Origin of the sequence: Nocardioides sp. OK12, assembly GCF_024341885.1 — a bacterium.
Taxonomy (GTDB): domain Bacteria; phylum Actinomycetota; class Actinomycetes; order Propionibacteriales; family Nocardioidaceae; genus Nocardioides; species Nocardioides marinisabuli.
Genome location: NZ_BNET01000005.1, coordinates 1 through 26,906 on the forward strand (window position 1 = coordinate 1; position 26,906 = coordinate 26,906).

Genomic DNA, 26,906 nt, shown 5'->3' on the forward strand with positions numbered 1-26,906 from the left:
GGGAGGTCTTCACCCATCTACACATCAGATCGTGTCGTCACACGATCTCGACCAACGTGCCTGGTCATCACACCTAGGTCTGCGTCGACACGACGTGCTCGAGGAGGTCGAGGGTGTCCTGACCCCGGTGACCGGCGTCGTCGTACAGCCCGGGCGAGCCCGGCTGTTCCCGCACACGCAGCGCCTCCCTGGCCAAGCGATGCCAGCGGACGTCGAGGTGGGCCAGGACGTGCCGGCCCGCGCCGCTCTTGGAGGTGAGCTCTCCTCGGGTCAGCAGGTGGTGCAGCCTGGCGCAGCCCAGCACCGTCCAGGCGACCGCGTCGTCCTGCGTGCCCACCGCTACCGGTCCCTCCGCGGTCAGCTGCTCGAGCAGGGAGCGCCAGTAGGTGTCGAGGTTGTCGCGGGTGAAGCGGGCCAGCTGCGCCGGGTCGGTCCGCACCGTGGGCAGGTGGCCCCGGACGACCACGGGTCGCTGGGCCAGCTCGTGCCACGTCACGGGGTTGATGTCGGTGCCTCCGCCCGGCGAGAAGACGCCCTGGTAGTGGACCGGCCGGGGCCCCAGGGTCGTGGGATCGGCGGTCAGGTCGTCGGTGGTGCAGTGGAAGCCGTCGTACGCAGGGGCAGGGTGTCGTGCCGAGGTCGCCCGGTGCGCCTCCTCGAGGAGGTCGAGCTCCGCACCTCGCGGCAGCTCGTGCCACACGCAGACGAAGTCGACGTCGCTGCCGGCGAAGAACTCGCCCCAGCCCAGCGAGCCGTGCAGGAACAGCCCGGCGAGGCGGCCGGGGAGCCGCCCGTCGACCTCGTGCAGGTAGGTCTGGGTGAGGTCCGCGACGGGGCGGGGGAGAGGGGCCACGACAGCAAAGGTAGGCACTCGCGGTGCCTCGCCGTGCCACCTAGGGTGCTGGGCATGGCCTCTCGTGTCGCCAACATCTGCGTCGACGCCCACGACCCGGTAGCCCAGGCTCGCTGGTGGGAGCAGGTCCTCGACGACTTCCACGTCGTGCCCGACGGCGCCTGGGGCGACGACGAGGCGGAGCTGCGCGGCCCCGGTGGTCGATGGTTGGAGTTCCTGCGCGTGCCGGAGTCCAAGACCGTCAAGAACCGGATGCACCTGTGCCTGCGCCCGGTCGGGACGACGTGCGACGCCGAGGTCGAGCGCATCGTCGCGCTGGGGGCCAGCGTCGTCGACGACCGTCGAGGGATGGCCGACGGCGGCTGGGTGGTGCTGGGCGACCCCGAGGGCAACGAGTTCTGCGTGCTGTCCACCAGCGCCGAGGACGCCGGCATCAGCCAGGCGTAGGGCTGGGCTGGCATGGCCAAGGTCGACCTCAAGCGCACGATCGCCACCTACCGGGCACCCCGGGGCCGGTTCGACGTGGTCGACGTCGCGACGGCGACGTACCTGGCGGTCGACGGGCACGGCGACCCCAACACCTCGGCCGACTTCACCGGCGCGGTCGCGGCGCTCTACCCGGTGGCCTACCGGACCAAGTTCGCCAGCAAGCGCGACCTCGGCCGCGACTACGTCGTGCCACCGCTCGAGGGCCTGTGGTGGGCCGACGACATGGCGTCGTTCACGTCGAGGCGGGACAAGGCCCGGTGGCACTGGACCCTGCTGCTCGTGCTGCCGGACTGGATCGACGAGGCGCTCGTCGACGCTGCGTTGCAGCAGGTCGGCGCGGGGGACCGGCCGGAGCGGCTCGACGACGTGCGCCTCGAGACGCTGAGCGAGGGGCGGTGCGTGCAGACGCTGCACGTCGGACCGTTCGACGAGGAGGCGGAGGTGCTGGAGCGGATGCATGCCGACATCGCCGATCGCGGCCTGCGGATGACGGGCAAGCACCACGAGATCTACCTCAGCGACCGGAGACGGACGGCGCCCGAGAGGCAGCGCACCATCCTGCGACAGCCCGTCCGCCCCGCCTGACTACTCGGGGACCGCGGTCTCGATGCAGTGACGTGCCCGGTCGACCACGTCGTCGATCTCGAGCCCGTACGTCGGTCCGGCCGTGCCGGCGTACGCCGTCAGGTGGCCGGTGGCGCGCTCGAGCAGGCGCTGCGCGCCGGTGGGGTTGCCGCGCCGGGCGTGCGTGAGGCCGACGCAGAGCTGGGCCAGGCCCTGCCACAGCGGGCGCTCGGCCTCGGGGCAGTCCTTCCAGCGGGCCTCGAGGACCTCGTGCGCGGAGAACGGTCGACCGACGTCGAGCAGCTCACGCGCGGCGGCGAGCGTCTCGAGCGGCGGCAGCGGGTCCTCCGAGACCGGCTCGACGCCGACGGCGTCGTAGGGCAGCGGTCGTCCGAGGGCATCGCGGGGCCGAGCCTGTCGAGCTCGCCCGTCGTCGTCGCGGTCGCGTCCGGTCGAGGTCATCCGTCGACCCTAGCCGTCGGGGACGGGCGCCCGGAGAGCCAGTCGCGCAGCGCGTGGTAGACCGGCTTCGGCTGCATCGTGGTGCTCATGATCCCGTAGCCGCCCTGGTGGTCGTCAGTGCCTGGCTCCGCGCGCGCCGCGTAGAAGAACACCTTCTCGACGAAGGGGTAGCGCCGCGCCGTCTCCGTCAGGGCCGCCACCGTGTGGGCAGCCTGGTCGGCCTCCGTCACGCCCTTGGCCCAGGCGGGCTCGGAGCCCGTGTTCGGGTGCGAGGACCAGCCGAGCTCGGTCAGCCACAGCGGGGACTCCACGCGGTAGCGCTGCATGAGGTCGTGCACGGCCCCGAGGTGGGCGAACTGCCAGGGGTGCGAGCCGTCGCCGTCGAGCGGACCGGTGTCCGCGGGCACCTGGTACGGGTGGGTGGCCATGACGTCGAAGTGCCCGGTGGCCCCGGCGCGGTAGGTGCGCTCTATCCACTCGACGTCGTTGTGCATCGTGCCGCCGTAGACGACCTGGACGCCGTCGGCGCCCGACCGGGCCCGGGTGGCCTCGTACGCCGCGCGCAGCAGGTCGGTGTAGGTCTCTGGGGTCGCCCCGGCCAGGAAGTCGGCGGAGTTGGGCTCGTTCCAGACCTCCCAGGCCTGCACCTTGCCCGCCCAACGCTCTGCCGCCCACCCGAACGCCTCGCCGTAGTCACGGGCATCGCGGGGCGCAGAGCGCTCACCGGTGCTCGGAACCGCCCACGCCGGGGTCAGCCACAGCGTGCCGAGCACGTTCAGCCCCCGCGCGTGCGCCATCGAGACGACCCGGTCGATGAGCCGAGGTCCCCAGGCGTCTGGGTCGATGGGGCCGGGGGAGCCCTGGAGCATCGCCCACGAGACGTCGAGCCGCACCCACGTGGCCCGCATGTCGACCAGCCGGTCCAGCAGCACCCCCCGGTCGGCGTCGGTGTAGTGGTCCCACGTGCCGTGGAACTGGACCCCCACCTCCAACGGCGTCAGGTGTCGGGCGGCGTCCACGGCGGCCACGGTAGCCAGGCTCGATGCAGGGGAGGTCGTGTGCACGGGCGTTGGGTCTGCAACAGCCACCCAGTTCCGCGTTACTTGACATAATGTAAGTTATCGGCGAACTCAGGATGGAATGATAAGGGGCTCGAGCGGGCGTTCAGCCGGCCTTGCGGAAGGCGTCGCCGACGAGTACGGGCACGACGCGGGAGGCATCGACGTCAGCGGCCACGGTGACGTCGTCGGCGAACCCCTTGGACGCCAGCTCGCGCCCGCCGACACAGTCGCGCATCGTCGCTGCGAGCTGACCGACCGTCGACGTCCACAGCGCGGCGGCCGCACGTGCCTCAGGGCTCATCTCGTCGTCGTACCCGAGCTCCAACAGGACGCTCAGCACCGCCCCGGCGCCCAGGTGGTCCTCCAGAGCAGGTCGCAGGGAGTCGTCCTGGTGCCATCTCTCCCCTGCGGCGATCACCGCGACCGAGCGGCCTGCGCTGATCTCGTGAGCCAGGCGTCGGCCCACTGCGCTCGCGTTGCGCAGGCAGCCGATCAGCACCTGGGTCCCGGTGTCCTGGAGCGCAGCGGAGATGGTCGATCCGTTCGGCGAGGGCAGCACCAGTCTCGGCACCGGCTCGCAGGTCAGCAGCCCGGCCGGCGACAGGGACGGCGCCGGTACGCCGTCGCCACGGGCGGCCTCGAGGCGACCGACCGCGAGCGTGGCGTCCTGCTGCTCGGCGTACGCCGCGGCGCGGGCGTCCTTCCAGGCGAACGGCAGCACGTGCATCCCGCGTTCGACGGCGATCGTCACCGACGTCGAGAAGCTCAGCACGTCGACGACGACGCTCACGTCGGCGGACGCGGTGGCAGCGCCCACGGGACCCCAGTCGAGACGGACGGCATGGTCGCGCTGACCGAGGATCTCGTCCACGACCGCACCCTAACCGGGACTCCCCCGGGCCGATCGGTGGCTGCGGAAAGTTCTCGAAAAAGTTTTCGACGAGGGCCCTCTGAGCAGGCCGGACTGTCGGTGCTGCCTGCTTGGATGAAGTCATGACCACGACGACCCGGCACCCCCTCGCCGAGGCCGTCGCGCGTGTGCACTCGGCTCTCGACCAGGTGGCCGAGACACCCACCTGGTCGCTGAGCCAGTCGGGCACGGCCGACCTGCTGACCGACCTCGCGCGGGCCCAGTCGCGGTTCGCCGAGCTGCAGGCGCGCGTGCTCGGGCACGCCGACACGGTGGCCGTCCAGGAGCGCTCGGCGGCCCCGTCGGTCGCGGTCTGGTTGGCCAACGCCACGATCACGACCAAGCGTGACGCCGTGCGTCAGACCCGCTTCGCCGCCGCACTGAGCCGGTACGACGTGCTGCGGGGAGCCCTGGGCGCCGGCGACCTCAACCTCGAGCAGGCCCAGGTCGTGGCGCGGGCGCTCGACGAGCTGCCCGACGACCTCGACGCCGGGGTCCTCGCCCAGGCCGAGGCGGCCCTGGTCAGCCTCGCCCGCGTCCACGACGCCAAGGCGCTGCGCGTGCTGGGCCGCCGCATCCTCGACGTCGTCGCCCCCGAGGTCGGCGAGGCGTGGGAGGCCGAGAAGCTGGCCGAGGAGGAGCGCGAAGCCGATCGCACCGCGTCCTTCCGGATGCGAGACCAGGGCGACGGCCGCACCCGCGGCAGCTTCACGATCCCGACCCTCGCGGCGGAGATGCTGCAGAAGGTGCTGATCGCCTACGCCTCCCCGCGTCGCGACGACCGGTCCGGGGCCGACGCGGCCGACGCGGCCGACGCAGACGACGCAGGCGGGACCGAGCAGGTGCGCAAGCCCTCCCGGTCGCGGTGGGGCCGGGCGTTCGTCGAGCTCGTCGAACGCCTCGACCCGCGCGACCTGCCCCGCAGCGGCGGCGTCAACGCTGCGGTGGTCGTCACCATGACCACCGCGACCCTCAGCGGCGCGCTCGCCGCCGCGACCCTCGACACCGGTTCCCGCATCTCTGCCGGGACCGCTCGTCGGCTGGCCTGCCAGGCAGGGGTGCTGCCGGCGGTGCTGGGCGGCGACAGCGAGATCCTCGACCTGGGCCGCACGCGGCGGTTCTTCTCCGGTCCCCAGCGCATCGCCATGACCGTCCGTGACGGTGGCTGCACCGCGCTCGGGTGCGACGCACCGGCCGGCATGTGCGACGCCCACCACGAGGACTTGTGGTCCCACGACGGGCTGACCGACCTGGGGCGAGGTCGGTTGCTCTGCGGTCACCACCACCGCCGCGCCCACGACCCCGCCTACGAGACCAGGGTCGTCGAGCGCAACCAGGTCGAGTTCCACCGTCGGACCTAGACCGACCTCTACCGTCACGGCATGCCCCTCGACCGTTCCTTCATCCGGGTGAAGGCGATGCTGCTTGCCCCCGACACTGATGGGACGGCGCACGCCGTCAGCCTGAACCCGCCCACCACCGAGAACCCCCTGGGCTACCACCGCCTGGTCGGTGGCAGCGTCGAGCTCGGCGAGACGCACAGGCATGCCATCCGTCGCGAGGTGCGCGAAGAGCTGGAAGCCGACGTCCACGACCTCGAGCTGTTCGAGATCGTGGAGCCACTGCCCCTCTATCCCGGCGTCGCGGGCGGGTGGGGCGCCCGCCTACGCCGTCGCCTGCGCTGACCGGCCCGCTCGGTGCCACGCCATCAGCTGGCGCACTGCCAGCGCGCCTGCCTGCCACGCCAGGTAGGACGGCGTGGCGACCGCCACGGCGACACCGAGCGTGAGCAGCCACGGCGTGCCGCCGTCGACACCGGCGAGGATCCACGCCCACAGCGCGACCGCGGCCACCCAGGGAGCGATCCAGACGACCGCTTCGAGGCGGCGGACGAGTCCGTCGCGCGCGTACGCCGCCGCCAGGAACGCGCTCGCCGACACCACGTAGATCGACGCCAGGGCTGCCAGCGGCCACGTGAGCACGGCGAGGGCGGCGAGGAAGACGGCGCCGGACGCGAGGTTGCTCGTGAGGATCACGCGATCCATCAGGCGTCGCTCCCCCGCAGCCGCCCGGCCAGCCGCCGTCGTGCGTCGGGGCCGACGCCCGCCGCGTCCAGGTAGCCGACCACGTCGAAGGTGGCGCACCACTCCCGCAGGGCCGGGCGCCGGTCGGCGAGGGCGTGGTCGAGCTCGTCGGCCTCCCAGGCCTCGTCGGGCAGGTCGGGTGTCCACTGTCCGCTGCTCGTGTCGTAGGCCAGGGTGTGGCCGCGGTGCTCGGCCGCGCCGCGGAACCCACGCTCGTAGCTGGCGACGACGCCCTCGACGTCCACGCCGGCCAGGACCAGCAGCAGCGAGCCGACCATGCCGGTGCGGTCGCGGCCGCCCGCGCAGTGCAGCAGCACTCCCCCGTCGGCCTCGGCGACCGCGAGCACGGCCCGGGCGATCTTGTCGGGGTAGCGCTCCAGGTTGGGGGTCCACGACCTCGGGTGGTCGAGCCACGGCCCGCACTCGGTCAGGAACTCCTCGTCGTAGGGATCCTCGGTCGGCGCGTGCACCACCTCGACGCCCTCGGGCGTCACGGCCTGCTCCCGCTCGACCGCGTTGCGCAGGTCGACGACGCGGCGCAGGCCCGCAGCCCGGGCCTCCGCCCAGCCCTGGTCGGTGATCTCGTCGGGCGCACCCGAGGCCCACACCACGCCGTGCGCCGTGCGTCCGCCGCCCGTCAGCGGGAGACCGCCGAGGTCGGCCAGGTTGCGCGCACCCTCCCAGCCCGGCGCGCTCGGCGTCGTGCTCACGACGGACCGTCCAGCAGCCCGGCGGCCGCGAACGCCCGGGCGTAGATCTCGCGGACGACCTTCTCCTTGCGGGCGTTGTACTGCATCGAGTGCTCCCCCGCCGCTCGCGCCACCTCGGCGGCCTCGCGCTTGGCGCGGGCGTAGAGATCACGCTCGTCGGGGTTGCCGCGCAGCCAGTCGCGGAAGATCCGGTGCTTGACCGGCTCGGGCGCGTCGGGGCCGAAGACGTGCAGGTGGCAGCGCGGGTGGGTGTGGCGCAGCACCCGGTGCTCGAACCACCACGGCTCGCGCACCCGCAGCTCGAAGCCGTGCGCCTCCAGCGCCGGCACGTACGCCGCCTCGTCGGCGGCGTCGGCGACCACCAGGTCGATGTCGACGACCGGCTTGGCGGCCAGCCCCGGCACCGACGTCGAGCCGATGTGCTGCAGGTCCAGGACCCGCCACCCGAGGGCCTGGCGCACCCGGCCGGCGAGGTCGTCGAACCAGCCGGACCAGCGCTCGTCGGGCTCCTCGACGTGCACCTCGCGGGCGGGTCCGGCACCGGGCACGTACATGGTGGAACCGGGCGGCACGGGCGGGTCGTGGAAGGTCACGATGTCGTGGCGCGAGGGCATCCTCGGAGAGTAGGCGACCGAGCGCCAGCGAACGTGAGCGACATCATGTGGTCGCCGGGTTGGGTTGCCCTGCTATGGGCCCCACACTGGTACATGCAGGCACCTGGTGGAGCCTGCGGACACTGAACCCGATCACACCCAAGGAGGTGCGCATGACCACCATCATGACCCTGTTCCGTCGCTTCGACTCCGAGATCCTCGAGGCGTTCGTGCCGTGGCACCAGCGCACCTGGGACCGCACCGGTCGCTGATCCACGGATGTGAGACGCACGGCCCCCGACGCACACCGCGTCGGGGGCCGTCGTGCGTCCGGACCCCGGGGGTCGTGTCGTGGTCTCAGCCGGCGCCGAGGAAGGTGCGCAGGGCCGAGACGAAGGCTTCGGGCTTCTCCGAGTGCACCCAGTGCCCGGCGCCCTTGATCGTCACCTGCACCGTGCGCGGGAAGAGCCGCTCCATCTCCTGCTCGGCGTCGGCGGTGACGTAGCCGGAGCGCTCGCCGGCCATCCACAGCACCGGGTGGTCGAAGGTCGAGTCGACGTGGGGGAAGTCGCCGATGGCGGCCAGCTCGTCGCGCAGCAGCCCCAGGTTGGCCTGCCAGGCGAAGCCGTCGCTGCTGGAGCGCAGGTTCTGCAGCAGGAAGCCGCGCACCCGCTCGTCGGGGATCGCCTCGGCCAGCGCGTCGTCGGCGTCGCTGCGGCGCGCGAGACCCGAGAGCTCCAGGGTGGCCAGGCTGCCCAGCAGGTGCTCGAACTCCCCCGCCCCCTCGCTGGGCGCCGGGGAGATGTCGACGACCACGAGCCGCTCGACCAGCTCGGGGTGGCGCAGCGCCAGCAGCATCGCGACCTTGCCGCCCATCGAGTGGCCCACCACGTGCACCGGGCCGTCGGCCGCGAACGACCCGGCCAGGTGCTCGGCGACCCGGTCGGCGGTCTCGGCGTACGAGAACGTCTCGGTCCACTGGGAGCGGCCGTGGTTGGGCAGGTCGACCAGGAGGCTGTGGAAGTCGGGGGCCAGCGCCTTGGCGATCTGGGTGAAGTTGCGGCCCTGGCCGAAGAGGCCGTGCAGGAACACCACCCGCGCCCCCGCCTCGCCGACCTCGGTGCTGTGGATGGCGGCCTTCGTCTCGCTCACGCGCCCAGGCTAGGGGCCCGGGCCGCGAGCGTCGCGGCCGGTCAGCCGCGCGAGGCCTCGATGGCGATGGACAGCAGGTCGGCGGCCGCCTCGGCCAGCCGCTCCTCGCCCCGCCACACGCAGGTCAGCGGGCGGCCCAGGTCGAGCTCGGTGGGCACCGCGACGAGCCGGCCCAGCTCGAGCTCGGCGCGCACCGACATGCCCGAGACCACCCCGGGGCCGACGCCCGCGGCCGCGGCCCCGACCAGCGCGGCGGTCGAGGTGGCCTCCAGCGCCACCTCGGGGTCCGAGCCCAGGGCGGCGTCGAAGGTGCTGCGGGTGCCGCTGCCGCTCTCGCGCAGCACCCAGCGCGCCCCTCGCAGCTCGGCGCGCGTCAGCGGCGTACGCCGTCGTGCCCACGAGTGCCCCGGCGCCACGACGACGACCAGGCGGTCGTGACCGACCCCGGCGCGGGCCAACCCGACCGGGAGCCGGGCCGACTCGATGAAGCCGATGTCGGCCTCCCCGGCCCGCACCGCGTCGGCGACCGTGTCGCTGTTGACGACCTTGAGCACCGGCTGGACCTCGGGTCGGCGCTGGTGCAGCTCACCGAGCCAGCGCGGCAGCAGGTACTCCGCCACGGTCAGGCTCGCCGCCACGGTGACGCCGGCGCTGCGCCGGCCGGTGAGGGCACCCATCGAGGCCCGCATCGTGTCGGCCGCGTGCAGCACCCCCCGCGCCCACGAGACCACCGCCTCGCCGTCGGTGGTCATCCGCGACCCACGGGCCGAGCGGTGCACGACCGCGAGGCGCCAGCGGCTCTCGAACTCGCGCACCCGGGCGCTGGCCGCGGGCTGGGAGATGCCCCGCTGGGCGGCGGCGGCGCTGAGGCTGCCGGTCTCGGAGACGGCGACGAGCAGCCGCAGCGTCTCGAGGTCGAGGTCCGGGGTCATGAGCCCAGCCTATGCCCAGCCATAGGCGCAGGTGATGACCCGCTCGGTCCTGCCCTCTACTCCCCTGCGCTCGATGCGCCCATCGTGGACGCGTGACGACGACTCATCCCGGCCACCTCGGCCACCCCACCCGCCCGGCCAGGACAGCCCTCGCAGCCCGCGCCGTCGTGCCGCTGGCGGCCGCCCTCGCGGCCGTCGGGGTCAGCAGCCGCCTGCCGCTGCTGGGTCCGTTGCTGGTGGCGCTGCTCATCGGCGCCCTGGTGGCCAACACGCGCCTCGGCTCCCACCGGCTGCTCGACGGCCACGCCGCGCTGACCCGGCTGCTCCTGCGGCTGGGGGTGGTGGTCCTCGGCCTGCGCCTGCCGCTGGCCGACATCGACTCGATCGGCGTGAGCGGCATCGTGGTCGTGGTGGTCACGGTGGGCGCCACCTTCTCGTTCACCCGGTGGGCGGGGGCCCGGATGGGTCTCGACGGCGGGTTCGTCACCCTGCTCGCAGCCGGGTTCTCGATCTGCGGCGCCGCCGCGATCGCGGCCGTCGACGACGCCGTGCGGGCCCGGGAGAAGGACGTCGCGCACGCGGTGGCGCTGGTGACCGTCTTCGGCACGGCCATGATCGTCCTGGTGCCCTGGGCCGGCGCCCGCCTGGGCCTCACCACCGAGCAGGCGGCCGTGTGGGCGGGCGCCAGCATCCACGAGGTGGCCCAGGTGGTGGCCGCGGCCTCGGTGGTCGGCAGCGGTGCGGTCGCGGTGGCCATGACGGTCAAGCTGGGGCGGGTCGCGCTGCTCGCCCCGACCTACCTCGTCGCGGCCCGCGGCAGCGGCGCCGGGGGTGGCGTGGGGGTCGCGCTGGTGCCCTGGTTCCTGGTCGGCTTCGTGGCCATGGTGGCGCTGCGCTCGACCGGTCTGCTGCCGGCGCCCGTGCTCGCCGGGGCCGAGCACGTCACCACGCTGCTGCTGGCCGCCGGCATGTTCGGCCTGGGCCTGGGGATGAGGTTGCGCGAGCTGTGGCCGATCCCCCGTCGGCGGCTGCTGCTCGCCACGCTCTCGACGACCGTCGCCGCCGGGACGTCCTTGGGCCTCGTGCTCGCCCTCGGCTGAGGCGGCAGCACCCCGGTCCCGGCTCGGGTAGTCCGTTCGGGCCATGCCCCCATCCCCCGTCCTGGGGATATCGCATCCTTGGTCGGGGACACGCGGCGCGTTCGCCCGTCAGCGCGTCCTCGCGTGTCTACCTTCGTGGTGTGGACCGGGAGCCAGGGGTGGCTCCCCGGAGGTCCGTTCACCAGGAGCAGCACCATGTGGGACACCGTCCAGCACGACCAGCCCGGCAGCATCCACCTCTCGCACGACCGGCCCTGCCAGCGCTGCGGGCACGGCATGCACGTCTACCTCGCCTGCGACAGCGGCTGCGACTGCCAGCCGCTCGCGGCGCCGCAGCGCCTCGTCGACGCCTGACTCAGACGTCGACCTCGGCCACCCGCCGCCACCGCGGCCGGTCGTGGTCGCCGTCGACGACCACCCCGGTCGACCAGGTCAGCCGCAACCCCTCGGGGCGGACCTCGAGGGTGGCCAGCAGGTTGTCGAACCACGGGCCGTGGGTCATCCGCCAGTGCAGCGGCGACGGCGGCACCCGGCGCCCGAGCAGCCGCCCGACCGGCCGGGCCCGGCCGCGCGAGGCCAGGCGCACGCCGGCCCGGACGACGTGCGGCAGCGGGTTGCGGATCGGCGAGCAGACCGCCTGCAGGATCCGGCTGGAGGCGCTCGCCCCGCCCGCCGGCTGGGCCTCGACCAGGTAGCTGTGGTGGACGTCGCCGGAGAGGAACGTGATCGTGCTCGGCGCCCGGCCCCGCCGCCCGGTGGCCACGTCCCGCACGATGCCCCCGACCTGGGCGAAGCCCTCCTGGTAGGCCGCCCAGTGCTCGATGTCGAGCACCCGGCGCACCCACTCCCCCACGACCATGCCCGGCCGACCGAGCAGCCCGCCGGCCACCGCCTCGACAGCTGCTTCGACGTGGTGCAGCCCCGGTGAGAGCAGGAAGGGCAGCGAGGTGCCGACCAGCAGGTGGTCGACGTCGCCGCGCAGCTGGTCGTCGAGCCAGGCCATCTCGTCGTCGTCGATCATCGAGCGGCGCTCGTCCTCGAGCACCCGCGCGGCCCGGGAGTCGACCACGACCAGACGCGCCTGGGTGTCGAAGTCGCGGGCGAAGCTCCACCGGAACGACGTGGGCTCCTTGTCGGCCCGCTCGACGACCGCGTCGATCTCGTCGCTGAGGTCGAGCTCGTCGGGGCCCTCGTGGGCCGCGACGAGCCGCCACAGCCGGTCCTCGGCGCGGCCCCGGGCGTCGAGGTTGCCCAGGTGCTGGTGCACCCAGTACGCCGCGAGCCCGCCGACGATCCGGTCGCGCCACCAGTCGGTGGCCCACATGTCACGGCGCCAGCTGGCGCTGGTGTTCCAGTCGTCGCGGATGTCGTGGTCGTCGAAGATCATCGCGCTCGGCAGGGTCGAGAGCAGCCAGCGGTTGGCCGGGTCGCTCCACGCCAGCCGGTAGATCTCGGCGTACTCCTCGTAGTCCTGCAGCTCCCAGCCCGGCGGTTGCGCGGGGTCGCGTCGCGCGGCGATGAAGTCGCGCATCGCCTCGCTGGTCTCGTCGGCGTAGACCTGGTCGCCGAGCAGCAGCAGCAGGTCGGGCACCGTCTCGTCCCCGGTGCCGGTGAGCCCGGCCAGGTGCAGGGCGTAGGTGCGCAGCGCGTCGACCCCGAACTGCGCGTGGGTGGCCTCGTCGTGCGGGACGCTGACCCGGCAGGACCCGAAGGCCAGCCGCAGCGGCCGGCCCGGCTGGAGGGTGCGGATCGTGGAGGGAGGGTACGGCGAGCCCGCCTCGGGCCAGACCTGCTCGCCGTCGACCTCGACGGTGTACGGCGTCGTGCTGCCCGGCTCGAGGCCGCCGACCTCGACGAGCGCGTAGTGGTGCCCGTGCACGGCGAACGTGCGCGCACTGCCCGAGCGGTCCCCCGCCCGGACCGCCACCACGCCGGCCGACACCGTCTCGACCCACACGGTGGCCGAGTCGGTGTCGACGTGGCGCAGCAGCGGCCCGAGCAGCAGGCTCACGGCTCCAGGAGCACCTTGATCGCGCGTCGCTCGTCCATCGCCTGGTAGCCCTCGGCGACCTTGTCCATCGGCAGGGTCAGGTCGAAGACCTTGCCGGGCTCGATGCTGCCGTCGAGGACCAGGCCGAGCAGGTGGGGCAGGTACTCGCGCACCGGGGCCATGCCCCCGGCGAGGCCCACGTTCTTCTGGAACATCCGGCGCACCGGCAGCTCGACGCCGTGGGGCACGCCCACGAAGCCGACGGTCGCGCCGGGGCGGGCGACCGCGAACGCGGTGCCCATCGCCTGGTCGGTGCCCACGCACTCGAGCACGGCGTCGGCGCCGATGCCCTCGGTGATCTCCTTGATCGCCGCGGCGCCCTCCTTGCCGCGCTCGGCGACGACGTGGGTGGCGCCGAAGGCGCGCCCGATCGCCTGGCGGGGCTCGTGGCGCGACATCAGCACGACCTTCTCGGAGCCCATCTGGGCCGCGGCCAGCACGCCGCACAGGCCGACCGCGCCGTCGCCGACGACCACGGTGGTGCCGCCGGGGCGCACCTGCGCGGCCACGGCGGCGTGCCACCCGGTGGGCATCACGTCGGAGAGCGCCATCAGGTGCGGCACCAGCGCCTTGTCGGGGCCCTGCTCGCCGATGTCGGGGACGACGACGAGCGTTCCGTCGGCCTGCACGACGCGGGCGTACTCGCCCTGGCCGCTGCTGGTCATGCCGAGGTTGACGCAGGCCGACTGCATGCCGGCGCGGCAGTGGGCGCAGGTGTTGTCGCAGTGGTCGAAGGGGACGACGACGAAGTCGCCGACCTTCACCTGGCGCACGTCGTCGCCGACCGCCTCGACGACGCCGATGCACTCGTGGCCGATGGTGTCGCCGGCGGTGATGTCGTTCTCGCCGCGGTAGGGCCACAGGTCGGAGCCGCAGATGCACGCGCTGGTCACGCGCACGATGGCGTCGGTGGGCTGCTGGATCGTGGGGTCGGGCACGTCGAGGGAGAAGCGGATGTCACGGGTGCCGTGGATGGTGGTGGCTCGCATGCCCCGAGCATGGCATCCGTCACCCCCGCCCGCCTCCCCCGGCGCGGCGACCTCGCGGCGGTGTGACGCTATCTCACATGTGAGTTACCGTCGTCCGCATGAGTGACGACGCACGCAGCAGCGAGGGTTCCGAGGGCTACAAGGGCCGCATCGGCAACCTGATCCGCGACGCCCGCAAGCACCGTGGCCTGACCCAGCACCAGCTGGCCGAGCTCCTGGCCACCAGCCAGAGCGCCATCAACCGCATCGAGAAGGGCCACCAGAACCTCTCGCTCGAGATGCTGGCCCGCATCGGCGCCGCCCTCGACTCCGAGATCGTCGCCCTCGGCGCCGGCCCCACCCACCTGCGCATCCAGGGCCCCACCACCCTGTCCGGCTCGATCGAGGTCAAGACCTCCAAGAACGCCGGTGTCGCGCTGCTGTGCGCCTCGCTGCTCAACCGGGGCCGCACCACGCTGCGCAAGGTCGCGCGCATCGAGGAGGTCAACCGCCTGCTCGAGGTCCTGGGCAGCCTGGGCGTGCAGACCCGCTGGCTCAACGAGGACAACGACCTCGAGATCATCCCGCCCAAGGAGCTGCGCCTCGACGCGATCGACGAGGCCGCCGCCCGCCGTACCCGCTCGGTGATCATGTTCCTGGGCCCGCTGCTGCACCGCGCCGAGACCTTCGACCTGCCCTACGCCGGCGGCTGCAACCTCGGCGAGCGCACCGTCGAGCCGCACATGTCGGCGCTGCGCCCCTTCGGCCTCGAGGTGAAGGCGACCGAGGGCAGCTACCACGCGGTCGTCGACCGGGCCGTCGAGCCGGTGCGTCCGATCGTGCTGACCGAGCGCGGCGACACCGTCACCGAGAACGCGCTGATGGCCGCGGCGCTGCACCCGGGCACCACCGTGATCCGCAACGCCTCGTCCAACTACATGGTCCAGGACCTGTGCTTCTACCTGCAGCGCCTCGGCGTGCAGGTCGAGGGCGTGGGCTCCACGACGCTGACCGTCACCGGGCGCACCGAGATCGACGTCGACATCGACTACGCCCCCTCCGAGGACCCGATCGAGGCGATGTCGCTGCTGGCGGCCGCCATCGTCACCGGTTCCACGATCACCATCCAGCGGGTCCCCATCGAGTTCCTCGAGATCGAGCTGGCGACCCTGGAGGAGATGGGCTTCGGCTACGACCGCTCCGAGGAGTACGTCGCCCGCAACGGCCGCACCCGCCTGGTCGACATCACCACCCGGCCCTCGGCGCTCAAGGCACCGCTCGACAAGATCCACCCGATGCCGTTCCCGGGCCTCAACATCGACAACCTGCCGTTCTTCGCGGTGATCGCCGCGGTGGCGCAGGGCCAGACGCTGCTGCACGACTGGGTCTACGAGAACCGGGCGATCTACCTGACCGAGCTGACCAAGCTCGGCGCCCAGGTCAAGCTGCTCGACCCGCACCGGGTGATGATCGAGGGGCCCACGCACTTCTCCGGCACCGAGATCGTCTGCCCTCCGGCGCTGCGCCCGGCCGTGGTGATCCTGCTGGCGATGCTGGCCTCGAAGGGCACCAGCGTGCTGCGCTCGACGTACGTCATCCACCGCGGCTACGAGGACCTGGCCGAGCGGCTCAACGAGCTCGGCGCCAACATCGAGACCTTCCGCGACATCTGAGGCCCGGGGCGGGTGATACTGCTCCGGTGACCTCTCCGGCGACTCCCCCGACCACGGGCTTCGCCTACCTGGACCGGGTGCTCGACCCACCCGGGTCGGTGCTCGCGCTCGCGCACCGCGGCGGTGCCTTCCACCCCGAGATCGAGGGGCTGGAGAACACCGTCGCGGCCTTCGAGCACGCGGTGGCGCTGGGCTACGCCTACCTCGAGACCGACGTCCACGTCACCCGGGACGGGGTGCTGCTGGCCTTCCACGACAGCGTGCTCGACCGGGTCACCGACCGCAGCGGCGCGATCGCCGACCTGACCCTGGAGCAGGTGCGCGAGGCCAGCGTGGGTGGTCGCGAGCAGGTGCCGACGCTCGCCGAGCTCTTCGAGCGCTTCGAGCACGCGCGCTTCAACATCGACATCAAGTCCGAGGGCGCGGTCGCGGCGCTGGCCGACTTCGTCTCGGCGCACGACGCCTGGGACCGGGTGCTGGTCGGCTCCTTCTCGCCGCGCCGGCTCGCCACCTTCCGCCGGCTGACCCGGGGCCGGGTGCCGACCTCGGCCCACCCGTGGGAGGTGCTGGCCTTCCGGCTGCTGCCCAGCGCCCGGCTCGCCCGCGCCCTGACCCGCGGCCGGGTCGCGGCGCTCCAGGTCCCGCACCGGCGCCGGCTGCCGGTCGTGCGCGGGCGCTCGGTGCGCGTGGTGACGCCCGGCCTCGTGCGCCGCGCGCACGCGGCCGGCACCCACGTGCACGTGTGGACGATCGACGAGCCCGCGGAGATGCAGCACCTCCTCGAGCTGGGCGTGGACGGTCTCTTCACCGACCGCACCGACGTGCTGCGCGCCGTGCTCACCGAGCGCGGCCAATGGGAGGGAACCCGAGATGACGTCTGAGAGCACCGCGTCCACGACGCCCGCCGCGGGGGCCCGTCCCCCGTCGGGAGGGCGGCCCCGCTTCGGCTGGCCGGTCTACGCGTGGGGGCTGTGGGACTGGGGGTCGGCGGCCTTCAACGCCGTCATCACCACGTTCGTCTTCAGCGTCTACATCACCTCCGACTCCTTCGGGCCCGACGCCGACACCAACCTGGGCTGGGCACTGGCCGGGGCCGGGCTGCTGGTCGCGCTCTTCGCCCCGATCACCGGCCAGCGCGCCGACCGCTCGGGGCGCCGCGGCTTCTGGCTGGCGGTCAACACCATGCTGGTGGTGGCGGTCTCGGCCGCGCTGTTCCTGGTCGAGCCCTCCGAGGAGTACCTCTGGCTCGGCCTGGTGCTGCTGGCCAGCGGCAACATCTTCTTCGAGTTCGCCTCGGTCAACTACAACGCGATGCTCAACGAGATCTCGACGGCCAGCACCATCGGCCGGGTCTCGGGGCTCGGCTGGGGGCTCGGCTACATCGGCGGCATCGTGCTGCTGCTCGTCGTCTACTTCGGCCTGATCAGCCCCGACGTCGGGCTCTTCGGGATCACCAGCGAGAACGGCATGGACGTGCGGGTCACCATGCTCGTGTGCGCCGTGTGGACCCTGGTCTTCTCGCTGCCGGTGCTCATCACCCTGCGCGACGACAAGGCGCAGCGCACCCCGCGCGGCCCGCGGGTGGGCATCGTGGCCTCCTACCGCCACCTCTTCGCGATGGTCGGCGACCTGTGGCGCACCGACCGCAACACCGTGCGCTTCCTGCTGGCCTCGGCGGTCTTCCGCGACGGCCTGGCGGGCGTGTTCACCTTCGGCGGCGTGCTCGCGGCCGGCACCTTCGGCTTCTCGGCCGGCGGCGTGATCATCTTCGGCGTCGCCGCCAACGTGGTGGCCGGGCTGGCCACCATCGGCTTCGGGGTGCTCGACGACCGGATCGGGCCCAAGCGCGTCATCGTCTTCTCGCTGGTCTGCATGATCGGCGCGGGGCTGGCGGTCTTCGCCCTCAACGCCGGCGGCAGCACCATCTTCTGGACCTTCGGGCTGCTGCTCGCGGTCTTCGTCGGCCCCGCCCAGAGCGCCTCGCGCACCTTCCTGGCCCGGCTGATCCCCGAGGGCCACGAGGGCCAGGTGTTCGGCCTCTACGCCACCACCGGGCGGGCAGTGAGCTTCCTGGCCCCGGCGGCCTGGTCGATCTCGATCGCGGTCGGCGCCGCCGTGACCGGGGTCACCGACAACGACGACGCGCAGTACTGGGGGATCCTGGGCATCCTGCTGGTGCTGCTGGTGGGCCTGCTCCTGCTGCTGCCGGTGCGCTCGGGCGTGCGCGAGGACTCCGCGCTCGTGCAGCCCTCCTAGCGGCGCTCGTCACGGGGTCTCACCCCCCGCGGCGATTGCCGGAATCTTTGCGTCCTCGCTACCGTTGAACACTTCGAGAGCGCGACTGCGAGCGCACGAGGACGACAGGACTGGAGGTGCCTCATGGCAGAGCGCACGCTACGAGGAGCACGGCTCGGAGGCCAGAGCTTCGAGGACGAACGCGGCATCGAGTTCGCGGCGCGCCAGCAGGTGGGCTACCGCTGCCCGCAGGCGCACGAGTTCGAGATCACGATGTCGGTCGAGGCCGAGGTCCCGGCGGTGTGGGAGTGCCCCCGCTGCGGCGCCGAGGCCGAGAGCACCTCGGGGATCGAGCGCGAGGTGAAGGCGGAGAAGCCCGTGCGCACGCACTGGGACATGCTGCTGGAGCGCCGCTCGGAGAAGGAGCTCGAGGAGATCCTCAAGGAGCGCCTCGACCTGCTGCGCGGCGGCCAGATCGGCCCCGCCCACCTGCACAAGGCGAACGCGAAGAAGCGCGCCGCGCGCACCTGAGCCGGCTGTGAGCTAGTCGGAGGGGTCCTCGGACCCGTCCACCACGTCGCCCCGGACCACCGGCCCCGAGCCCGGTCCGGGGCGTCGTGCGTCTCCGGGGTGGGTGCCGTGCCCGCTGCCGGGGCGGCTGCCGGGGCGGGGGAACCCGACCGGCACCAGCCGCGCGGCCACCGCCCGGGTCAGCAGCCCGCGGAAGAGCGGGCGGGTCACCGGCAGCACGAGCAGCAGGCCGAGCGCGTCGGTGACGAAGCCCGGGGTCAGCAGCAGCGTGCCGCCGACCAGCACCAGTCCCCCGTCGGCCAGCTCCTTGGCCGGGACGCCGCCGCGCGCCAGCGTGTCGGTCAGGGCCCGCCAGGCCCGCGCGCCCTCGCGTCGTACGACGACCGCGCCGACGACGCTGTCGAGCACCAGCAGCAGGATGGTCCAGCCCGCGCCGATGACCTGGCCGACCTGGATGACCATGTAGAGCTCGAGCAGCGGGAGCCCGACGAAGAGCACGAGCAGCACCCAGCCCAGCCCTCCTCGTCGACGCGGGCCTGCTGCGGGGTGGCTCATCGGGATCCTCCGTGGGTGCCGTGCGTGCCGTGGGTGCCGTGGGTGGTGGTGGTGCTGCTCTGCGGGGTCGGGCGGCGGCGCAGCAGCCGGAGCGCCTGCTCGCGGCGCTCGGTGAGGCCCCAGGCGGTGATCCGCTTCAGCGACTCGACGGCGACCGCGCCGCTCATCTTCGAGTCACCGCGCACCCGCTCGACGAACTCGATGGGCACCTCGCGCACCAGCATCCCGGCGCGCAGCGTGCGCACGACCAGGTCGGTCTGGAAGACGTAGCCGGTCGAGCGCACCGAGGCGAGGTCGATCCGCTCGAGGGTGGAGCGGCGGAAGAGCCGGTAGCCGGCCGTCGCGTCGCGCACCTGCACCCCGAGCAGGGCCCGCACGTAGAGGTTGCCGCCGCGCGAGAGCGCCTCGCGGCGTCGCGGCCAGTTCACCACCGAGCCGCCCGGCACCCAGCGCGACCCGATCACGAGGTCGGCGGGAGCGGCGGGGTCGTCGAGCGCCTCCAGCAGCCGGTGCAGCTGCTCGGGCTGGTGGGAGCCGTCGGCGTCCATCTCCCCGATGACCTCGTAGCCCTCCTCGAGGGCTCGGGCAAAGCCGGCCCGGTAGGCAGCGCCCAGCCCCTCCTTGGCGGTGCGGTGCAGCACGCCGACGCGCGGGTCCGCCGCGGCGAGCTCGTCGGCGATGCGGCCGGTGCCGTCGGGCGAGCCGTCGTCGACGACGAGCACGTCGATGCCGGGCTGTGCCGCGTGCAGCCGCCCCACCACCCAGGCCAGGTTCTCGGCCTCGTCGTAGGTCGGCACGACCATGACCACACGGGCCCCGGTCTCGGCGCGGCTCACGGCTGCTCCGCCATCGCGTCGGCTCCTCGTCGTGGCGGCGGGGTGGCGCCGCCGTCGTGGGTGGGTCGACCGTCCCCGGCCGCGCTGCGTCGCAGGCGGCGGGTCCGGCGCGCGCGACTGTACGGGAGCAGGGAGGCGGTCAGGGCCAGGAGCGTCAGACCCACCGCGACCTGCCACGGGAGCCGGTCCATCCGCACCGCCGGGGTGAGCCCCTCGTGCAGCGCCAGCTCCTCGACCAGCACCTCGGTCTCCTGGATGACGGCGGTCGCGACGACCCCGCCGTCGGCGTCGATCACGCCGGTGACGCCGTTGGTGGAGGCCACGACCGTGGCGCGGCCGGTCTCCAGGGCGCGCAGCCGGGTCATCGCGAACTGCTGGTCGACCTGGTCGGAGAAGATGAAGGTGGCGTTGGAGGTCTGCACCGTGAGCAGCTCGGCGCCGCGGCCGACCTGGTCGTAGATCGCGTCCTCGTAGGCGACGTCGAAGCAGATCGCCCCGGCGACCTCGGTGCCGGCGATGCTCAACGGCTCCTTGCCGGTGCCGACCAGCATGTCGCGCTGGATGCGGGCCAGGTCGCCGAAGGCCAGCTCGAGGGGGGTGCCGCGGAACGGGATGAACTCGCCGTAGGCGACCGGGTGGCGCTTGGTGTAGCGCTCCCCCGCCCCCGTCACCGGGTCCCACACGATGCCCTGGTTGAGCACCGCCCCCGGAGGCCCGTCGACCAGGGCACCGACCAGGACCGGCACGCCGATGGCCTCGGTGGCCCGCAGGATGCCGGCGTTCGTGCCGGCGTCGCGGAACGGGTCGGTGGCCGTCGAGTTCTCGGGCCACACGACGAAGTCGGGCGCCGGGGCACGCCCCGCGGCGACGTCGTCGGCGAGGTCGACCGTGGCCTGCACGTGGTTCTCGGTGACCTGGCGGAAGTCGTAGAGGATGTCGTTGCCGGGTCCGGGCACGTCGCCCTGGACCACCGCCACCGTCACCGAGCCGGTGGCCGGGCTGCTCCAGGGCAGCGCCACCGCCACGCCGACCGCCGCGACGACCGCCGCCAGCGTGCCCAGCGCGACCAGGCGCGTGCGGCCGGGCGAGACCAGCACCGCGGCTAGGGCCGCGCCGGCGAGCGCGAGCAGGAAGGTGACCCCGGCCATGCCGACGTACGGCAGCGTGGCGGCGACCGGGGTGTCGACCACGGCGAAGCCCAGTCGGCCCCAGGGCATCCCGCTGAAGGGCCAGCCGCTGCGCCACACCTCCATGGAGACCCATGCGGTGCCGACCCACAGCGGCCACGCCGGCAGCCGGGTCAGCAGCGCCACGGCGCTGCCGAGCAGGCCGTAGAAGAGCGCCTGGACGGCCGAGAGCCCGAGCCAGGCGGCCAGGGCGACGGTGGTCATCCAGTAGATGTGCACGTAGTAGAACCCGACCCCGAAGGCCAGGCCGACGGCGAAGGCACGGCGCAGGCCCAGGCCGCGGGTCAGCAGCGTGTGCGCGGCGACCGCCAGCGGCACCAGCACCGGGACGAGGACGGGCACGGCGAACGGCTCGTAGGCCATCGCCAGGAGCACGCCGGCGAGCAGGGCGAGGACCAGGCGCTGGGGCACGGGCCCAGGCTACGGGGCGGGCCGACGGGGTGCAGAGGGGCGGGAGGATCCGCCGGCGCCTTCGGTCCAGCCCGGTGCACGACCGGCTGCCGTGGCGGGCTGTTGTCTAGGGGGCTGGGGATCCTCCCGCGCCCGCTCCCGCGGGGCGGACCGACCTCCGCGAACAGTGTCGGACAGGTGTTTGGCACCCCACCCTCCGACACGGCCACTCGGACGTCGGTCCGCTCGCCACGACCTGCACGAGCGGACGGCTCACACTGGCCCGGGGCGCCGAGGAGTGTCAAGAAGCCGCTGACCTGCACAGACGATTAAAACCGCAGGTCAGCACGGGTGTGCTCCGACGCCGAAAGTGCCGGGAAATCTAGACCGGTGGCGGCGTGTCGCCCCCGACACGCCGGGCGTCGGCGCCGAGCAGCCGCAGCGCCAGCACGGCGTACTGGTCGGCGAGGTCGGGGAGGGCGACCGGCCCGGCCGGGTCGAACCAGCGGGCGACGCCGCTGCACATCTCCAGCAGCGCCCGCCGCACGACCGCGGCGGACTCCACGGAGAACGCGCCGGTGGCCAGCCCCTGGTCGATGACCTGCTGCCAGGCGCCCTCGTAGCGGTCCCGCAGGGCGACCACCTCGCGGCGGCGCTCGGGCGACAGCGCGTGCACCTCGTCGTCGACCACCCGGGTCTCGAGCGGACGCTCGGCGTGGCTGGTGACGTGCAGGCGCACCAGGGCGCCCAACCGCGCCGTCGCGCCGGTGTGGTGGGCGAGGACGTCGTCGGCGGCCGCGACGAGCCGCTCGAGGCTGGCGCGCATCAGCTCGACCAGCAGGTCCTCCTTGGTGCCCATGTAGTGGTAGAGCGTGGCGCTGGACAGCCCCGCGTGCTCGGCCAGCTGGCGGATGCCGGTGCCGTGGAAGCCGCGCTCGGCGAAGAGCTCGAGCGCCGCGCGGCGCACGCGCTCGCCGGTGGGGGTCATGGGCCTATGCTATCGGTCGATCGATCGATCGAACGGCCACGCCCCGCGTGGCCCCGGAGCAGGGAGGACGCCGGTGCAGCCGGTCGAGTACCACCACGACAGTGCCGCGGGCCAGGGCGTGGCCACCATCCACCTCAACCGCCCCGAGCGGCTCAACGCCGTCGACGAGGCGCTGACCCGGGGCCTCGCGGCCGCGCTCGAGCTCGCGCTCGCCGAGGGGGCGCGCGCGGTGGTGCTGGCCGGGCGGGGGCGCGCCTTCTGCGCCGGCCACGACCTCAAGGCCGAGCCCCCGACCGAGACGCCGCTGCAGACGCGCGAGCGGCTGGAGGAGATCCAAGACGTCACCCGCCTGGTGCGCCGCTTCCCCGGCCCGGTGGTCGCCGCGGTGCACGGCTACGCGCTGGGGGCCGGGTGCGAGTTCGCGCTGGCCTGCGACGTGGTGGTCGCCGCCGAGGACGCCGCCTTCGGGTTCCCCGAGGTCTCGGTGGGCCTCTCGGTCACCGGTGGGGTCTCCCGGCTGCTGCCGGTGCTGGTCGGCTGGGCGCGGGCCAAGGAGCTGCTGCTGCTGGGCGAGCGGGTCTCGGGCACCGAGGCCGCCGCGATGGGCCTGGTGGCTCGCGCGGTGCCGGCCGGCACCCACGAGGAGGTCGCGCTCGACCTGGCGCGGCGGATGGCCCAGCGCCCCGCCCTCGCGCTCTCGCTGGCCAAGAAGGTGCTCGACGGCGGTCTCGACTCCACGATGGAGGAGGCGATGGGCCGCGAGGTCGAGCACGCCGTGCTCACCTCGCTCTCGGGCGAGGGCGAGGCGCCGCGCGAGGGGTTCGGCCGTGGCTGAGACGCTGGTCGAGCACCTCGACGAAGCAGCCGGCCGGCACCCCGACCGGCCGGCGTGGACCTTCGACCTGGGCGCCGACGACCGCACCACCTGGTCCTTCGCCGAGGTGGCCGGGGCCAGTGCGGCGTACGCCGCCGCCCTCGCCGCCCGCGGCGTGGTCGCGGGCGACCGGGTGGGCGTGATGACCGGCAACAGCGCCGACTCGCCGTTGCTGTGGCTCGCGCTGCAGCGGCTCGGGGCCGCCAGCGTGCCGCTCAACGTGCGCTACCGCCACGACGACCTGGGGCACGTGCTCGCCGACTCCGGTGCCCGGCTGGTCGTCGCCGCCGAGGAGCACCACGACCTGGTGCGCAGCGCCGTCGACCTGACCGGCGGCGTCGAGGTGCTCTCGCCGGCCGACCTGCAGGCGCCCCGCGACCCGGCGCCGTCGTCGATCGCCGGCCGCGTCGACCCCGACGCGGTGGTCAACGTGCAGTACACCTCCGGCACCACGGGCCGGCCCAAGGGCTGCCTGCTCACGCACCGCTACTGGACCACCCTCGGCGGTTCGATGGTCACGGAGTTCCCCCACCTCGGCCCCGACGACGTGATGCTCACCGCCCAGCCCTTCCACTACGTCGACCCGCAGTGGAACGTGGCGGCGGCACTGATGGCCGGGGCGCACCTGGTGGTGCTCGACGGCTTCCACCCCTCGACCTTCTGGGCGAAGGTGCGCGAGCACGACGTCACCTACTTCTACTGCCTGGCCTCGATGCCGACCCTGCTGCTGCGGATGCCGCCCGACCCGCACGAGCGCGACCACCGGGTGCGCGCGGTGCAGTGCTCGGCGATCCCGCCCGCCCTGCACGCCCAGCTCGAGGCGCGCTGGGGCGTCGGCTGGTACGAGGCATTCGGGATGACCGAGACCGGGGCCGACATCCGCGTCGGCGCCGAGGAGCACGCCGCCCTCGTCGGCACCGGGTGCCTGGGCCGGCCGGCCGCGCACCGCGAGGTGCGCCTCGACGAGCAGGGCCAGCTGTGGCTGCGCGGGCCCGGGATGATGCTGGGCTACCTCGGCCTCGACTCCCCCTTCGACGCCGAGGGCTGGTTCCCCACCGGCGACCTGGCCCGCCTCGACGACCACGGACGCGTCTACCTGACCGGCCGGCTCAAGGACATGATTCGCCGCAGCGGCGAGAACATCGCCGCGGTCGAGGTCGAGGAGGTGCTGCTCGCGCACCCGGCCGTGCGCCTGGCCGGGGTGGTGGGCGTGCCCGACGACGTGCGCGGCGAGGAGGTGATGGCCTTCGTCGTCGCTCCCGGCGCCGACGAGCACGAGCTGGCGCGCTGGTGCGAGGAGCGGCTGGCGCCCTTCAAGGTGCCCAGCCGCTGGGCGCTGCGCGAGGAGCTGCCGCTGACGGCCTCCCACCGCGTCGAGAAGGCGGTGCTGCGCGCCGAGGCGGCCCGCACCGCCGCGCCGGCACCCCGGGGAGGCTCCCGGTGAAGGCCGACCTGCTGCTGACCAACGCCCGGGTGCGCACCCTCGAGGGCCCCGGTCGCGACCGGGTGGCCCGCAGCGTCGCGATCTGGCGCGACCGGGTCGTCGCGGTCGACGACGACGTCGCGGCCCACCGGGTCCTCGACCTCGACGGTGCCGTCGTCGTGCCGGGCTTCCACGACGCCCACAACCACATGGCCTGGTTCGGGCAGTCCCTCGCCGAGCTCGACCTGCGCCTGCCCTCCCTCGAGGCCCTGTACGACGCCGTGGCCGAGCGGGCGCGCGACCTCCCGCCCGACGCGTGGGTCGTGGGCGCGGGCTACGACGAGAACAAGCTCGGCGCCCACCCCGAGCGCGACGCCCTCGACCGCGCCGCCGGAGGGCGGCGGGTGTGGCTGCGCCACACCTCCGGTCACATGTGCGTGGTCAACAGCGCCCTGCTGGCCGATCTGGGGCTCTCGGAGGCCGCCGTCGAGGTGCCGGGCGGGCGGGTCGTCGTCGACGCCGCTGGGCGGCCCACCGGGCTGCTGCAGGAGCAGGCCCAGCACCTGGTCAACGACCTGGTGCTGCCCTACCCGGTGGCCCGGCTGGTCGACGCGATCGAGCGGGCCGGGCAGGTCTACCTGAGCCAGGGGCTGACCTCGGTGGTCGAGGCCGGCGTGGGCGGGGGCTGGATCGGCCGCAGCCCGGTGGAGGTGGCGGCCTACCAGGAGGCGCGCGCGCAGGGGCGGCTGCCGCTGCGGGTCGAGCTGATGGTGGCTGCCGACGCCCTGCGCCCGCTGGAGGGGCACGCCGACGACGACCTGGGCCTGGGCCTCGACCTGGGCATCCGCACCGGGCTGGGCGACGACCGGCTCCGGCTGGGACCGGTGAAGATCTTCTCGGACGGCTCGCTGATCGGGCACACCTGCGCGCTCACCGACGAGTTCGCCGACACACCGGGCGAGAAGGGCTACCTGCAGGACGACGCCGACGCGCTGCGCGATCGGATCCTGGGCGCGCACCGCTCGGGCTGGCGGGTGGCCGCGCACGCGATCGGCGACGCGGCCATCGACCTGGTGCTCGACGCCTACGAGGAGGCGCAGCGGCGCTGGCCGCGGCCCGACGTGCGGCACCGCATCGAGCACTTCGGGGTCTCGCGGCCGGACCAGGTCGCCCGGGCCGCCGCCCTGGGGGTGGTGCCGGTGCCGCAGGGCCGGTTCGTGGGTGAGATCGGCGACGGCATGCTGCGCGCGCTCGGGGCCGAGCGCGCCTCCTGGATCTACCGCTACCGCTCGCTGCTCGACGCGGGGATCGTGGCGCCGGGCAGCTCCGACCGGCCCGTGGTCGACGGCACTCCCCTGCTGGGCATCCACGACATGGTCAACCGGCGCACCGACTCGGGCCGCGAGTGCGGTCCCGAGGAGGCGATCACCGGCCTGGAGGCCCTCACGGCCTACACGCTGGGCTCGGCGCACGCCTCGCACCAGGAGCACGACCGGGGCACGATCGCGCCGGGGAAGCTGGCCGACCTGGCCGTCCTCGACGACGACCCCGCGACGGTGTCCCCCCGGGTGATCCGCGACCTCACCGTCCTGCGTACCGTCCTGGGAGGAGAGGTGGTGTGGGAAGCATGATCATGCAGACCCAGGAGGACCACCCACTGGTGGAGGCCGCCGCACTGGCGGCCGACCAGCTGGCGCTGGTGCGAGAGATCTACGACGAGGCGTTCCCGGCCGACCTGCGGGTACCCTTCGGCGACCTGTTGGCCGACCGGCTGCTGGTGCGCCTGGACCCCGACGGCCGGCCCGAGGGCCTGGCGGTGGTGCGCGCGCTGGGCACGACCGGCTGGACGTTCCTGCGCTACTACGCGGTGGGCGCGCGCGGCGGCGGCACGGGCTCGGCGATGCTCGACCAGCTGGCCACGCTGCTGGCCCGCGAGGGCGGTGCGCTGCTCGTGTGGGACGTCGAGGACCCCGACGAGCCCGGCCTGGACGCCGAGCACGTCGAGGAGCACCGGCGGCGCATCCGCTTCTACGAGCGCAACGCCGGCGAGCTCCTGCCGGTCGTCGACTACCGGCCCCCGCACGACGGCGACCTGGCCGGCCACGCCCCCCCGATGCGGCTGATGTGCCGCACGCTGGGTGCCTGGGTGCGTCCGCCGGTGGCCGACATCGTGCGGGTGGCCTACGAGCACCGCTACGGGCTGGCCGGCGACCACCCCGTCGTACGACGGACCCTGGAGGCGAGCGCGCTGCCCTGAGGGTCGACGGAGGTCGACGAAAGATCTTC

29 protein-coding genes are annotated in these 26,906 nt (G+C 73.6%); 14 read left to right on the plus strand and 15 right to left on the minus strand.

All coding sequences use genetic code 11. The features are described 5' to 3' along the window. Positions 1-73 precede the first annotated feature (73 nt). Positions 74-853, minus strand: a complete 780-nt coding sequence (locus OCU29_RS13225) for a nucleotidyltransferase domain-containing protein (RefSeq protein ID WP_261820293.1) — start codon at positions 851-853, stop codon at positions 74-76. A 54-nt stretch (positions 854-907) separates the two neighbouring features. On the opposite strand from OCU29_RS13225, the gene OCU29_RS13230 reads away from it, so the two are divergent. Then, a complete protein-coding gene (locus OCU29_RS13230) occupies positions 908-1,300 on the plus strand; it encodes a VOC family protein (RefSeq protein ID WP_179616524.1) in 393 nt (130 codons plus the stop codon). A gap of 12 nt (positions 1,301-1,312) precedes the next feature. Then, positions 1,313-1,927, plus strand: a complete 615-nt coding sequence (locus OCU29_RS13235; protein ID WP_261820294.1) for a GyrI-like domain-containing protein — start codon at positions 1,313-1,315, stop codon at positions 1,925-1,927. Here the strand turns inward: OCU29_RS13235 and OCU29_RS13240 are convergent, their stop codons facing one another. The 3 genes from OCU29_RS13240 to OCU29_RS13250 form a co-directional block, all read right to left on the minus strand. After that, positions 1,928-2,368, minus strand: coding sequence for a DUF309 domain-containing protein (locus tag OCU29_RS13240; RefSeq protein WP_261820295.1), 441 nt, complete (start codon positions 2,366-2,368; stop codon positions 1,928-1,930). Beyond that, the gene (locus tag OCU29_RS13245) at positions 2,365-3,387 is read right to left on the minus strand and encodes a cellulase family glycosylhydrolase (protein WP_261820296.1); all 1,023 of its coding nucleotides are present in this window, start codon (positions 3,385-3,387) and stop codon (positions 2,365-2,367) included. Before OCU29_RS13245 ends, OCU29_RS13240 begins: the two co-directional genes overlap by 4 nt. Positions 3,388-3,532: 145 nt before the next feature. Next, positions 3,533-4,300 carry a 2-phosphosulfolactate phosphatase gene (locus OCU29_RS13250; protein WP_261820297.1) on the minus strand — a complete coding sequence of 256 codons (768 nt, stop codon included), beginning with the start codon at positions 4,298-4,300 and terminating at the stop codon, positions 3,533-3,535. Between the two features lie 122 nt (positions 4,301-4,422). Here OCU29_RS13250 and OCU29_RS13255 point away from each other — a divergent pair, with 122 nt between their 5' ends. Further along, positions 4,423-5,700 (plus strand): HNH endonuclease signature motif containing protein, encoded by a 1,278-nt coding sequence (locus OCU29_RS13255; protein WP_261820298.1) that lies wholly within the window; start codon positions 4,423-4,425, stop codon positions 5,698-5,700. Positions 5,701-5,721: 21 nt separating this feature from the next. After that, positions 5,722-6,024, plus strand: coding sequence for an NUDIX domain-containing protein (locus OCU29_RS13260; RefSeq protein ID WP_261820299.1), 303 nt, complete (start codon positions 5,722-5,724; stop codon positions 6,022-6,024). Here OCU29_RS13260 and OCU29_RS13265 read toward each other — a convergent pair. From OCU29_RS13265 to OCU29_RS13285, 5 genes are all read right to left on the minus strand, one after another. Next, positions 6,004-6,375 carry a hypothetical protein gene (locus OCU29_RS13265; RefSeq protein WP_261820300.1) on the minus strand — a complete coding sequence of 124 codons (372 nt, stop codon included), beginning with the start codon at positions 6,373-6,375 and terminating at the stop codon, positions 6,004-6,006. The two genes, OCU29_RS13260 and OCU29_RS13265, sit on opposite strands and share 21 nt — an antisense overlap. 8 nt (positions 6,376-6,383) lie before the next feature. Further along, the gene (locus OCU29_RS13270) at positions 6,384-7,133 is read right to left on the minus strand and encodes a tyrosine-protein phosphatase (RefSeq protein ID WP_261820301.1); all 750 of its coding nucleotides are present in this window, start codon (positions 7,131-7,133) and stop codon (positions 6,384-6,386) included. After that, positions 7,130-7,747 carry a GrpB family protein gene (locus OCU29_RS13275; RefSeq protein WP_261820302.1) on the minus strand — a complete coding sequence of 206 codons (618 nt, stop codon included), beginning with the start codon at positions 7,745-7,747 and terminating at the stop codon, positions 7,130-7,132. The genes OCU29_RS13270 and OCU29_RS13275 overlap by 4 nt, the downstream gene beginning before the upstream one ends. A 336-nt stretch (positions 7,748-8,083) precedes the next feature. Continuing rightward, positions 8,084-8,878, minus strand: coding sequence for an alpha/beta fold hydrolase (locus OCU29_RS13280; RefSeq protein ID WP_261820303.1), 795 nt, complete (start codon positions 8,876-8,878; stop codon positions 8,084-8,086). A gap of 41 nt (positions 8,879-8,919) precedes the next feature. Next, positions 8,920-9,810 (minus strand): LysR substrate-binding domain-containing protein, encoded by an 891-nt coding sequence (locus OCU29_RS13285; RefSeq protein ID WP_261820304.1) that lies wholly within the window; start codon positions 9,808-9,810, stop codon positions 8,920-8,922. Positions 9,811-9,902: 92 nt separating this feature from the next. On the opposite strand from OCU29_RS13285, the gene OCU29_RS13290 reads away from it, so the two are divergent. Both OCU29_RS13290 and OCU29_RS13295 read left to right on the plus strand, forming a co-directional pair. Continuing rightward, on the plus strand, positions 9,903-10,910 hold the full coding sequence (locus OCU29_RS13290; protein ID WP_261820305.1) for a YeiH family protein: 1,008 nt from the start codon (positions 9,903-9,905) through the stop codon (positions 10,908-10,910). Positions 10,911-11,105: 195 nt separating this feature from the next. Beyond that, positions 11,106-11,264: a hypothetical protein gene (locus OCU29_RS13295; RefSeq protein WP_179616537.1), complete on the plus strand. Its 159-nt coding sequence runs from the start codon at positions 11,106-11,108 to the stop codon at positions 11,262-11,264. Between the two features lies 1 nt (position 11,265). On the opposite strand, the gene OCU29_RS13300 is transcribed toward OCU29_RS13295, so the two are convergent. After that, positions 11,266-12,921 (minus strand): alkaline phosphatase D family protein, encoded by a 1,656-nt coding sequence (locus OCU29_RS13300; RefSeq protein ID WP_261820306.1) that lies wholly within the window; start codon positions 12,919-12,921, stop codon positions 11,266-11,268. Continuing rightward, entirely contained in the window at positions 12,918-13,949 is a 1,032-nt protein-coding gene (locus tag OCU29_RS13305) for a zinc-dependent alcohol dehydrogenase family protein (protein ID WP_261820307.1), read from the minus strand. The genes OCU29_RS13300 and OCU29_RS13305 overlap by 4 nt, the downstream gene beginning before the upstream one ends. A gap of 98 nt (positions 13,950-14,047) precedes the next feature. Between OCU29_RS13305 and OCU29_RS13310 the strand changes: the two genes are divergently transcribed. From OCU29_RS13310 to OCU29_RS13325, 4 genes are all read left to right on the plus strand, one after another. Continuing rightward, positions 14,048-15,601, plus strand: a complete 1,554-nt coding sequence (locus OCU29_RS13310; protein WP_179616539.1) for a UDP-N-acetylglucosamine 1-carboxyvinyltransferase — start codon at positions 14,048-14,050, stop codon at positions 15,599-15,601. 98 nt (positions 15,602-15,699) lie between these two features. Continuing rightward, positions 15,700-16,482, plus strand: coding sequence for a glycerophosphodiester phosphodiesterase (locus OCU29_RS13315; RefSeq protein WP_179617505.1), 783 nt, complete (start codon positions 15,700-15,702; stop codon positions 16,480-16,482). Beyond that, complete coding sequence (locus tag OCU29_RS13320; protein WP_179616540.1) at positions 16,472-17,857, plus strand: MFS transporter; 1,386 nt, start codon at positions 16,472-16,474, stop codon at positions 17,855-17,857. Before OCU29_RS13315 ends, OCU29_RS13320 begins: the two co-directional genes overlap by 11 nt. Positions 17,858-17,980: 123 nt before the next feature. After that, a complete protein-coding gene (locus OCU29_RS13325) occupies positions 17,981-18,367 on the plus strand; it encodes an RNA polymerase-binding protein RbpA (RefSeq protein WP_179616541.1) in 387 nt (128 codons plus the stop codon). Positions 18,368-18,379: 12 nt separating this feature from the next. Here OCU29_RS13325 and OCU29_RS13330 read toward each other — a convergent pair whose 3' ends face one another. From OCU29_RS13330 to OCU29_RS13345, 4 genes are all read right to left on the minus strand, one after another. Then, the gene (locus tag OCU29_RS13330; protein ID WP_179616542.1) at positions 18,380-18,922 is read right to left on the minus strand and encodes an FxsA family protein; all 543 of its coding nucleotides are present in this window, start codon (positions 18,920-18,922) and stop codon (positions 18,380-18,382) included. Further along, positions 18,919-19,758: a polyprenol monophosphomannose synthase gene (locus tag OCU29_RS13335; protein ID WP_261820308.1), complete on the minus strand. Its 840-nt coding sequence runs from the start codon at positions 19,756-19,758 to the stop codon at positions 18,919-18,921. The genes OCU29_RS13330 and OCU29_RS13335 overlap by 4 nt, the downstream gene beginning before the upstream one ends. Continuing rightward, positions 19,755-21,356 carry an apolipoprotein N-acyltransferase gene (gene lnt, locus OCU29_RS13340; RefSeq protein ID WP_261820309.1) on the minus strand — a complete coding sequence of 534 codons (1,602 nt, stop codon included), beginning with the start codon at positions 21,354-21,356 and terminating at the stop codon, positions 19,755-19,757. Before lnt ends, OCU29_RS13335 begins: the two co-directional genes overlap by 4 nt. 361 nt (positions 21,357-21,717) lie before the next feature. Further along, complete coding sequence (locus OCU29_RS13345; protein WP_261820310.1) at positions 21,718-22,323, minus strand: TetR/AcrR family transcriptional regulator; 606 nt, start codon at positions 22,321-22,323, stop codon at positions 21,718-21,720. A gap of 73 nt (positions 22,324-22,396) precedes the next feature. On the opposite strand from OCU29_RS13345, the gene OCU29_RS13350 reads away from it, so the two are divergent. Genes OCU29_RS13350 through OCU29_RS13365 form a run of 4 tightly spaced genes read left to right on the plus strand, consistent with a single transcriptional unit; the run spans position 22,397 to position 26,877 of the window. After that, entirely contained in the window at positions 22,397-23,158 is a 762-nt protein-coding gene (locus OCU29_RS13350; RefSeq protein WP_261820311.1) for an enoyl-CoA hydratase/isomerase family protein, read from the plus strand. After that, entirely contained in the window at positions 23,151-24,641 is a 1,491-nt protein-coding gene (locus OCU29_RS13355; RefSeq protein ID WP_261820312.1) for an AMP-binding protein, read from the plus strand. Before OCU29_RS13350 ends, OCU29_RS13355 begins: the two co-directional genes overlap by 8 nt. Further along, complete coding sequence (locus OCU29_RS13360) at positions 24,638-26,251, plus strand: amidohydrolase (protein ID WP_261820313.1); 1,614 nt, start codon at positions 24,638-24,640, stop codon at positions 26,249-26,251. Before OCU29_RS13355 ends, OCU29_RS13360 begins: the two co-directional genes overlap by 4 nt. Further along, positions 26,239-26,877: a hypothetical protein gene (locus tag OCU29_RS13365; protein WP_179616547.1), complete on the plus strand. Its 639-nt coding sequence runs from the start codon at positions 26,239-26,241 to the stop codon at positions 26,875-26,877. The genes OCU29_RS13360 and OCU29_RS13365 overlap by 13 nt, the downstream gene beginning before the upstream one ends. The last annotated feature ends 29 nt before the right edge of the window (positions 26,878-26,906 follow it).